12 protein-coding genes are annotated in these 8,866 nt (G+C 45.5%); 4 read left to right on the forward strand and 8 right to left on the reverse strand.

Going from position 1 to position 8,866, the window contains the following annotated elements; genetic code table 11:
- A partial coding sequence (locus KIS30_09300; protein MBX8646934.1) for a type II toxin-antitoxin system VapC family toxin occupies positions 1-196 on the forward strand: 196 nt, incomplete at its 5' end.
- 463 nt (positions 197-659) lie between these two features.
- Entirely contained in the window at positions 660-863 is a 204-nt protein-coding gene (locus KIS30_09305) for a hypothetical protein (GenBank protein MBX8646935.1), read from the forward strand.
- On the opposite strand, the gene KIS30_09310 is transcribed toward KIS30_09305, so the two are convergent.
- The 7 genes from KIS30_09310 to KIS30_09340 all read right to left on the reverse strand — a co-directional run bounded on the left by KIS30_09310 (position 853) and on the right by KIS30_09340 (position 3,852).
- On the reverse strand, positions 853-1,212 hold the full coding sequence (locus tag KIS30_09310) for a hypothetical protein (GenBank protein MBX8646936.1): 360 nt from the start codon (positions 1,210-1,212) through the stop codon (positions 853-855). The two genes, KIS30_09305 and KIS30_09310, sit on opposite strands and share 11 nt — an antisense overlap.
- Positions 1,213-1,498: 286 nt before the next feature.
- Positions 1,499-1,918 carry a PIN domain-containing protein gene (locus tag KIS30_09315; GenBank protein MBX8646937.1) on the reverse strand — a complete coding sequence of 140 codons (420 nt, stop codon included), beginning with the start codon at positions 1,916-1,918 and terminating at the stop codon, positions 1,499-1,501.
- A complete protein-coding gene (locus tag KIS30_09320) occupies positions 1,915-2,094 on the reverse strand; it encodes a hypothetical protein (protein MBX8646938.1) in 180 nt (59 codons plus the stop codon). The genes KIS30_09315 and KIS30_09320 overlap by 4 nt, the downstream gene beginning before the upstream one ends.
- 149 nt (positions 2,095-2,243) lie before the next feature.
- The gene (locus KIS30_09325) at positions 2,244-2,540 is read right to left on the reverse strand and encodes a hypothetical protein (GenBank protein ID MBX8646939.1); all 297 of its coding nucleotides are present in this window, start codon (positions 2,538-2,540) and stop codon (positions 2,244-2,246) included.
- Positions 2,541-2,788: 248 nt separating this feature from the next.
- Positions 2,789-2,920 carry a winged helix-turn-helix domain-containing protein gene (locus KIS30_09330; GenBank protein MBX8646940.1) on the reverse strand — a complete coding sequence of 44 codons (132 nt, stop codon included), beginning with the start codon at positions 2,918-2,920 and terminating at the stop codon, positions 2,789-2,791.
- 3 nt (positions 2,921-2,923) lie between these two features.
- Positions 2,924-3,094, reverse strand: a complete 171-nt coding sequence (locus KIS30_09335; GenBank protein MBX8646941.1) for a hypothetical protein — start codon at positions 3,092-3,094, stop codon at positions 2,924-2,926.
- A gap of 248 nt (positions 3,095-3,342) precedes the next feature.
- Entirely contained in the window at positions 3,343-3,852 is a 510-nt protein-coding gene (locus KIS30_09340) for a type IV pilin (GenBank protein MBX8646942.1), read from the reverse strand.
- A 650-nt stretch (positions 3,853-4,502) separates the two neighbouring features.
- On the opposite strand from KIS30_09340, the gene KIS30_09345 reads away from it, so the two are divergent.
- On the forward strand, positions 4,503-5,678 hold the full coding sequence (locus tag KIS30_09345) for a hypothetical protein (protein MBX8646943.1): 1,176 nt from the start codon (positions 4,503-4,505) through the stop codon (positions 5,676-5,678).
- A gap of 598 nt (positions 5,679-6,276) precedes the next feature.
- Positions 6,277-7,359 (forward strand): hypothetical protein, encoded by a 1,083-nt coding sequence (locus KIS30_09350; GenBank protein MBX8646944.1) that lies wholly within the window; start codon positions 6,277-6,279, stop codon positions 7,357-7,359.
- Positions 7,360-8,116: 757 nt separating this feature from the next.
- Here KIS30_09350 and KIS30_09355 read toward each other — a convergent pair.
- Positions 8,117-8,425 carry a DUF1059 domain-containing protein gene (locus tag KIS30_09355; GenBank protein MBX8646945.1) on the reverse strand — a complete coding sequence of 103 codons (309 nt, stop codon included), beginning with the start codon at positions 8,423-8,425 and terminating at the stop codon, positions 8,117-8,119.
- Positions 8,426-8,866: the final 441 nt, after the last annotated feature.

Here is an 8,866-nt window from a genome sequence, read left to right on the forward strand (position 1 = left end):
CATAGATGATGAGGTTGCGATTGAAGCAGGTAAGGCTTATCTCCAACTCGAGACCAGGGCCAGGAAACTGGGATTCAAGAAGCCCAGCTTATTCGATGGTCTTGTTCTGGCTGTTGCAAGAATGACAGATTCAAAAGTTCTAACCGGCGATAAGCACTTCAAAGGTCTCCCGGAAACCATCTGGATTGAAGCCTGACAACGAAGATATCCCACGTCACGTTATCTATTGCAATTGTTGAGTAAAGCTATGGTGATTGAATCCCGAAGTCAAATTGCTGAATATGCAGTACGTAAGTTGTACAGTTGCTATCGCCTCTCTCTGAGAATTCAGGGCTTTAGATCAGCCCAACAGTGCTCCTCTTATAGAATTCTCAGTCATTGTCTGAAGGCGCAATTAATGGCCAGCGCCGCGAAAATAATCAGCAGTTACGGGCAATGAAAGAACGTGCAAACAACTTCAAGCCATTGGCCAAACAGCATACCTGTCCAAACTCCAAAAGCAACACTAATTAACACTATAACATTATGAGATTCAGGTTTCTCGATCCTGGCTGTTTAATGTGCGCGCCTGGCCGGGAGATGAAGCTTGTCTGCTCGGAGGATGGGCTGTCTACCTTACGGTGAACAGGAATTTCAGTTCTTTACAGTGGCGCAATTTCATGGGTCCCATGGATATCTATTTGGGATTCCATGTAAACTGCGAATGGGCATACGCACAGTTGAAGAGTTATGCCCTCGGCAGAACTGTAGCCACAATCAGTGAAGCAGGATTCAAACCGGTCAGCTTCAGATATGTGAAATATTTTCACGCAGAAACGATGGAAGGATTGTCGGAAGAACAGGCAAGGATGCCTATTGCGTGAATGGGCTCTTGTGCATCACCATTCTTCTTCTGCTTTCCATGTCGCGCCCTCCGATGGAGCATAGCGCCATGTTGATTTTGCACAGAAGTCTGGCTATCGTCTCTCCCTTTTCAGTGAGCGCGAGTTTTCTAACCCTGTAGTTTGATTCCTCACCGTATGTTGATGTAATCAGTTTCAGGTCGACTGCCTTCCTGACTGCTGCATAGGCCTGGTTGTGATGAATGTTTGTGACGTCCATCATGTAGCCAATGTTGCTGCTGCCTTCCAGGTACAAAAATATGAGGAGCCTTGAAAGGCCGGACTGTTTCTCAATGACCTTTATCGGTTCAAGCTGTTCTTCGTTAAACATGGCCGTTCAAACGTAGCGGCAGGCTTTGCTTAAGGAATTTGCGGTCTGCCTATCGCTCATTGATAATTCACGGGATTGGATCGTATTCGGTTTCAGTATTTTTCACCAACCAGCACCTGTGAAACGTTGCTTCAATGTCTTTGAAATGCAAGGGTAAGAGGTTTAAAAACATGTTCGTTGAGAAGGTGGTTTGACGAAAGGAAACAATGAAAAGAAGTGCCTATCCCTTTCATGAGGACTCCAAATCCCAGATGAACGAAAAGGGGAAATCACAGCACGAATTAGCTCAGCCTCGCTTTTCCGCCAATCTCAGCAATTCAACCGTATTGTAGACAACCAATCGGTCGTTTCCAGTGAAATGGTTGTCGTTTGTCCATATTCCATCACACCCGATAGCTAGGAAGCAGGCAACATACGGCACATCGCCTGGATCGGCCCTCATAAGAAGTTTTGCCTCCTTCAGTTTGCGCTTGTAAATGCCGTCTGGTATTGTTTGTATTCGCCTCAGCAACAAATTAGTTAGCAGGATAATTTCTTCAGTTGAGAGCCCTGATTTCCTTGCTATATACTCTCGGTGTTTGTATATCTCTTCACCCAGGTACTTCCGGCAAACCAACTCAAAGATGCTGCTTACTATAACCTCTCTCGATTTTCCATTCTTTATCAATGCAGAAATGAGTACATTGGCATCGACCACTATTCTCATTTTAGCCCGTTTCTCTTAGCAAGGCTGGCGTTGATTTTCCGGCCAATTTCAATTGCCTCCTTGTCAGTAAGCTTGCTCTTGGAAACTATCTGATCCATGAGCTTAAGTTCTTCAGCCTTCTCACGTAGCGCCTGCCTCGCAACCTCACTCCACTTGATTTCTTTGTGTTTCTTCATTATCGACAAGAGCTCTTCTGGTACCGCAAATGTCATGTTTGTCATCAGATCACTTGTGTATATTAAGCAAAATAAGGTATTTATGTTTTTCACGAAATTCACTTTCAGACCGCACTTTGAGTCGAATCAAGTGGAAAGAAGGCCCTGTTTTAATGGGCGAGTATATCGTTTATGACGCTCAAGTGCCCCGCTATCTTTCTCCCCTTGTCTGTTAGTTTAAGCATTCTAATCCTCTGAAAGGACCCGCCGTCATAGTCGGAAGTAATCAGGTGCAAATCGGTTGCTTTCCTGACAGACGTATATGCAACATTTGGATTGATGTTTGAAGCATCAATCATGTAGCTTATGTTGCAGTCTCCATTGAGAAGAAGGAAAATCAGCAACCTGGATAGACCCGACTGCTTTTCAAGCACTCTTATCGGTTCCAACTTTTCTACAAAGTTCATTACTCTTCAACTCTTGCTATGGTGGTTCACTCTCAAAGTCAGATCGCTGAATATGCAGTACGTAAGTTGTACAGATACTATTGCCTATCTTGTGGGATTTGGGACAATGGGCAGTGTTCATGATATTCCATTGGTTCCCAGACCTTGAGCGTTCCCCGTACTCACACATGCAACAATACTCTTCCTTCTTGCAAACGCACGTATCTTCGGCCACTCCCTCCTCAGCCAATCGTTCACAAAACATCATTCTACTCCTTCGAGACGAGCTGCGGGACCTGGGAGGAGAAACCCATGTCACGCAGCACTCTCCGGAAATGCGTGACATTGTATTCGACACCGAATTCCTTCTGATCACCTCCGCCACCCTCTTCAGCGTCCAGAGGTCAGTGGGGGTGGTCCATAGCGAGTGCTCCCTTCATGAGTATCTTCATCAGTGCCTGACACTGCTTCCCTGACAGCTTCGACGGTTTACCGGGAGGCTTCACGTCCTTCCATGAGCCGCTGCCCTCGTTATTCCTCCTCTTTTCCCTTCTGCCGACGGTGTTCCAGCTCACTTCGAGTGTACGGGCTATGTCTGCCTTCCTGACACCTTTGCTGAGGAGTTCTTATCTCTTCAGTCTCTCCCGCCCTCTCTCAGAAATGCCCTTCTTCCCCTTGCCCTTTCTCTTCCCGGCAGCCATTAGATGGTATATGCACGATCGAATAGTTCTAGCGAATTATTAAAGAAAATAGATTATAAGATAATGTTATTCCAAACAGTTATAGTTAGAAAAAGCGTTAAAGGGTTTAAGAGGGAGCTGACTCAGAGCGTTGTGGAACCAAGGTTGGAGTTGCCTGAGTACAAAGTTACTGTTAGCCCCTGGAGAGATCCGCTTGCCCAGGTGGCAGGGCTACTGATGGTAAAGTAGTCGCCTGCGGACAGATATGTTCCGCTATTGCCACTCAAGATTGTAAACGAACCCGTGAGTGAAGAAGCGACTGAGAACGTCATCGACGCACCGGTCGAACTCAAAGTTCCCATTGTGAATGTGCCATCAGTCGTCGCATTTCCGCCGCTAATTACTATCTTAAGATTAGATAGTCCGATATTGGAAGCTGATACGCTAGATACGGTCACCGTCCAACTGGTACCAGTTGCCTGTGCCTCGTTCAATCCCGCGCTGTTCGCGGTCCCAGGTGAGTGAGTGAACCCGCTCACCATCACGTACAGAACAGCCGCGAGTACGACTGTAATTGCCACCATCAATATGGTTGCAATGACAGGCGAAACTCCGCTGTCCTTCATTCTCTTTGCAAATCTTTTGCTATTCATGTTGTTTAGTCCTGCGGCAACCTGCCGCGAGAGATTGAGTTCATGGGTCCGCATAAAAGGATTGCGAAGTGGACTGCACAGTTTGATAATTTCAACAGATGAGACCCATGAGGGGGCGTTTTTAAACCCTCAACAGAGTTAGATCACTGGTCAGCTCAAAATAGTCAGAACTTGCTGTTCGATTATGTCCTTGGTGCGCCTGTCCGGGAATTTTGCCAATTTTGCCAAGTACTTCCATCCTCCATAGTGTGCATTGTGATGCACTCTAAACCCGGCCCTACATGATCGGTTGAATTCGCTGGTGGCGTTCAAATGGACTACAGTGTCTTTGATACCAATTGTCATGCAATAGTGAATCATGCCGCAGTAATGGCTTGTAATGGACATTTGTTGTCTAAGAAATTAAGGGCATAGAACAGCTTGCAACTGGCGAATATCGTAGGATTTGATCAATTCCTTTATTGGCAGAATAGCCAAGGCACAATTAAAATTAGAATTGTGGCACGGTCAACAATACTCTCTCGATAACTTTTGATTCAATCATAATACAATTGTGCCGTGTAATTTACACGAGCAGACGCTGCCTGCCCACCCCCTTCAACCTATATTTCAAGCTTGCATTTTTATATAACAGACACATTATATGTTTTGTGAGCAATGTCGCCGCGTTCGATGCGAAAGAATTCAATAGGACCAGACTTGTTGAAGTAACCGATCCATCTGACCCTTCCAAAAGGTTAAAGAAAACCACTGGCTTCTTCAGTCCTCTCGGTTCAGGTATAGTTACTTCACATTCTGATTTCCTTGAAAATTCTCTAAAAAGTGAGTTCGAAAGATTGAGAACCAGTTTCAAATTTCAATGCGATATGCCGTTCCTCGGCTCTCACGAAATAATGGAACATTTGGGAGATGATTTGGCCAGAACCATTGCGTTTTGCGACCAGCTAGTAAAGGGCATCCAGGATAACATCGATTCTGTATTTTTTTCTTACATCGTCCTGCCTCCAGGAAAGATACCATATGTAACGGTGGGCGGAGAACGCTGCCCGAGCCAAGAAATCGAGACACACAATTTTCTGAGGAGCGCCACACCTGCTTTTTCCGCAATAACCGCATTTGTTTATAAATCGAAGCATGTGGGCGTGGATTCTGATATTCTGATAGACGGATTCAGATACAAGAGAATGTGGGCATGGGACAACCTGCTCAAAATGACAACGCCAGTTGTTTATCCGCACGGGGATGAATGTAATCCGTTTATTTCCATCGCTGACATAGTCGCATTTTTGACTGACGCCAAACTCTATTCATTGGGCAGATTGAATGCTGAATTTAGGAGGCTTACCCCTGGCAACATAGAAAACGCATGGAAGGATTATTCATTCAAGGTCGAAACGAGGTTTTTGGACGAAAAGATGCTCGGTAGCATCGCATGGCGTTCAAAGGAGTTAATTAATGTGGTTCCATTCTACAAACGTCCGATGTTATTTTTCATTGCGGACAGACAGGACGTAAAACAATTGGTCAATCCGCTGCCATTGGCGGAAACTCCGGGTGGATTGGCGGAGATGCAAGGGGAAGAAATGCCTTTCAGCAAACAATTGCGTAGGATGCCCATTTTCAGACTCGCTACTAAATACGCCTACATTAAAGGCGGTTGTATTCAATTCTACAACGCTAGCCAGGACGCAGTCTTGGTAAGGGATGGCGATACTGTGATTTATATGGGGAAGAAATCTAAAGAAATCGTCGATCAGTTATCCGACGCTTACGACATAGAAAAAATCAGAGCTAAGGATTTGAAAGAAAGAATAAAAAAATATTAGATGCGGCACGATTTAATAAGCAACTAGGCAGATAACGCCAATCGGGGTTACCTACATGATGAATATGTAATTCCCCCCTTATAAATATGTTGAGCTTCGTTTTTCAACTTATTGAAAAGTATTTAAGCAGGTTCCTTCAACCGTTCGTCGTTAGAAGGGCCCCGGAAATGAATGGTATTTGATAAGGGACCATGCAAATACTAGATGGGCAGTATATCCTCTTCAGGTCAACGAGGGTTCATGGGCCATTCTCAGGCACAGGGAGGGTCAATATGCATGATATTGACAGCATTCTCTTTGATTCCCATTCGGTCTGCCCTAAACAGATGCGCAATATGGTATCACATGTGATCCAGTGTTCGAACACACCAATAATGGTCTAAGAAAATATGGGTGCGAAACAACAGCATATCCAAAGGATGGTCCAGAGGGAGTACATTGAGGCAAGAACTAGAAGGGGATGGCCGCCGGAAGAGAAGATGGCGGTCATAGAAGAGGTTCAGGAGAATGGATCGGTTGCAGAAACATGCAGAAAGTTCTGAACATATTACCTGAAAACTATTAAATGGAAAAGGTAGTTTAACCAGCTGGTTAAAAAATGCCTATCATTAAAATATCAAGGCTGTCTGAAAGAGAAGTAGTGAGTAAGGTAGCAGGCATCCTTCCTTTACTTGTCCCCAACCTGACAGTCGAAAGTGAAGAGATAAACCCGCAGCCGTTCAATGAGGCCAAGCCAGACATTGCCGCGGTACTGCGATACAACGATTTTCGGAAGCGTGTATTCATCGAAGTGAAGAGTATAGGCGAACCGAAGATGGTCGAGCAAGCTGTTACTCAATTAAAACGATTCAGCAGATCCTCACCAAGTTCATATCTGATGTTTGCAGCACCATACTTGAGCAGACGGGCACGAGAGCTATGCAGGGAGGAAGGCATAGGATATTTGGATTTGGAAGGGAACGTCTTCGTGGAATCCGGTCCGATTCTCATTGATCGGACTGGAAACCTGGAACGAACATTAAACAATAGGAACATGAGGGGCATTTTTGCTCCAAAAGCTACGCGGGTCATCAGAGAACTCATCAGCAGACAACCTGCTAGAGCTAGAGTCACAGATCTGGCGAAAACATGTGACATGAGTCCAGCCGGAGTATATTTTGTGATCAGGAGTTTGGAGGAGAAGGGGTACGTAAATAGAGACGTGGACAAAAGCATCATCCTGAGGGAGCCACGACAGCTACTTATCGACTGGGCAAGCAACTGGTCTCTTGAGAAAAATACTATCAACAGATTCTTTTCATTTGAAACAGACTCCAATACCTTAGGCGAGAAAATCGCAAAAGCCGCGAAGAAACTCGACGTCAAATATGCGTTGACGGGTTTGGCGGGCGCCTCCAAAGTTGCGCCATACGTTCGCTATGACGATGTCTGGCTCTACGTCAAGGGTGATGTAGAAGGATTGGTTAAGGAACTGGATCTGAGACCGGTCACTAGTGGGGCGAATGTTGTTATCCTTCGCCCCTACGATGATGGTGTATTTTCCGGTGCCAGAGCGCTGGGAAATGTGCAAGTCGTAAGCGACGTGCAACTTTTCGTAGACCTGTATTCGTATCCAGCGAGAGGCCGGGAGCAAGCTGAAATGTTAATGGAAAAGGCAATCAAGTTTCAGGAGGTTGCATGACCGTCCGTCTTCTCCGCGATTTTGATCCAATCTTGACGAGTGCGTCAAAATCTGCTATGATAGAGTTATTTCGAGTTGATAACGCCCGGATAGCCTCTAAACGAATCGATTGTGTGGCTATGAATCTTCTCAATGGCTGAAGCTTTGAGATAGATCATTCACAACTCGCTGAGGCGGTAGAAAGTAAGGGATGCTTTCCTGATGATATTTGCCGTCCTCTTGGCAACCGTTACCTCACTTATGGTCCGTCTAGATTCTTTTGTATTGGTGCCAGTGCTATGTCTCATCATTCCGCTCATACATTCACAACCTCATTCAGTTGAGTATTGTTACTTAAAGGTATGCAGGTCGATATGGTGACATCCTCTACAGTATCAACGCTTGCTTCCTGCGGAAGAAACCGTGGCGGTTCGTGCTTCGATAGGAACAATCTGTGGGACCCTGGATGGTCTCCAGTGTCCCGTCTGGACTTGGGTTCTCTCCACACGCGTTGATTCAGGCATGCCATGCCATTACAGTTGGTGCCTGTTCAAATATGGCAAAGACGACAAACTGTTCATTAGAATTTCAGGCTAAACCCGAGTTTGAACATCTTAAAGAAATCCGTGGCTTTGCAGCTGCAAAAAAATTAGGAAGACAGGCTTCCCAGCACTCGTCTATCCAGCTGAAGTTCCTGTTCAGCCTTTCATTGTTGGTGGCTTACGGACGCTTGCTGAGTGCCCGATTCTTCCTTCCCGATAAGGGTAGCGTTTCTGATTCAGTTCTTCCTTTTTATTGCCGTATCAACCTTTCTCTTCATGTCCTCAGGTATCGTAGCCATATTGTGTTTACTTTTGGCATGTTCCGTAATCTTGGGCATTAGCTCTTCTCTGGACTCTGCCTCAGTCTTGAACTCGCAGTCCAGTCCCACATCTCTGCACGCAAAGGTTTCCTTAAATTTCTCACCTTGCAATTTTTCACCTTGATTGTTATAATCCAGTCGGCCTATTTGAACAAGCACAATCCATAAAATTTTGCAGTATACAGAGGCACATGGAAACAGTTGCGCTGGCACATTTTTGTGCATAAGTTCAACGAGAACCTCGTTTTGAGTTCTTCTCGTGACGACTTTTCTCCATTATTAACAAACTTTCACATCGACTCTGCCTCTATCCGGTAAATGTGCGTTCGCTCATTACCTGTGTTCAGGGGGAAGGGTGCCACGTCTGTTGCACCGCAAGGTCAGCGGCGGCAGGAGGACGTGGAAGTGTGCCGGCCGCTCATACCATGCTAATGCTATACAGAACATCGTTGAAAGGCGGGATCAATTTCACCGAACGCATCCTGAAATCACCCATCAGTGATTGGTTCATTGCAAGGATTCCTCAAGCAGTCGTGCCAAAAAGCTGAATAGTTATCATTAATGTTCGGATACATTGCGATCTTGTGAATGAGTTAGGATTACCTTTCGTAACCCGCAAAATAGATGGCCATTCTATGACAGACGATACCAGGGTTTGCCAATTCA

The organism is Candidatus Sysuiplasma acidicola (assembly GCA_019721035.1).
Lineage (GTDB): Archaea > Thermoplasmatota > Thermoplasmata > Sysuiplasmatales > Sysuiplasmataceae > Sysuiplasma > Sysuiplasma acidicola.